The sequence below is a fragment of the Lactobacillus delbrueckii subsp. delbrueckii DSM 20074 = JCM 1012 genome (assembly GCF_001433875.1).
Lineage (GTDB): Bacteria > Bacillota > Bacilli > Lactobacillales > Lactobacillaceae > Lactobacillus > Lactobacillus delbrueckii.
Map to the genome: position 1 here is coordinate 1 of NZ_AZCR01000005.1, position 415 is coordinate 415.

Genomic DNA, 415 nt, shown 5'->3' on the forward strand with positions numbered 1-415 from the left:
AGCAGCTTAATTGAATATTTACTGGCTAAACTATTGAGTTTTCAAGGCTTCATAGTTCTTTTTGGTGTGGGAAGTTTAAGTAAATTTAGAAATTTGTGCTTGTTGATTTTAATAAGAATAAAGTATGATAGAGTTTCGAAACATCAAATAAATTAAGGAAGTGGAACATGAAATACGTCTTTCGCTACCTCAAAGACTATAAAAAAGAAAGCGTTCTGGCCCCGCTTTTCAAGCTGCTGGAAGCCCTGTTTGACCTGTTCGTTCCCCTGGTCGTGGCCAGGATTATCGATTACGGGATCAAAGAAAGAAACCAGGCCTATGTTTTCCAGCAGGTTGGCCTCTTGGCCCTTTTGGCCCTTTTAGGGATAACGGCCAGCATTACTGCCCAGTGGTTTGCCGCCAAGGCCAGCGTGGG

Annotated in this window: 1 pseudogene; it reads left to right on the forward strand. The window is 42.4% G+C overall.

Annotation, left to right across the window (positions count from 1 at the left end):
- Positions 1-167: 167 nt before the first annotated feature.
- Positions 168-415, forward strand: a pseudogene (locus tag FD23_RS10125) (ABC transporter ATP-binding protein); the annotation flags it as partial.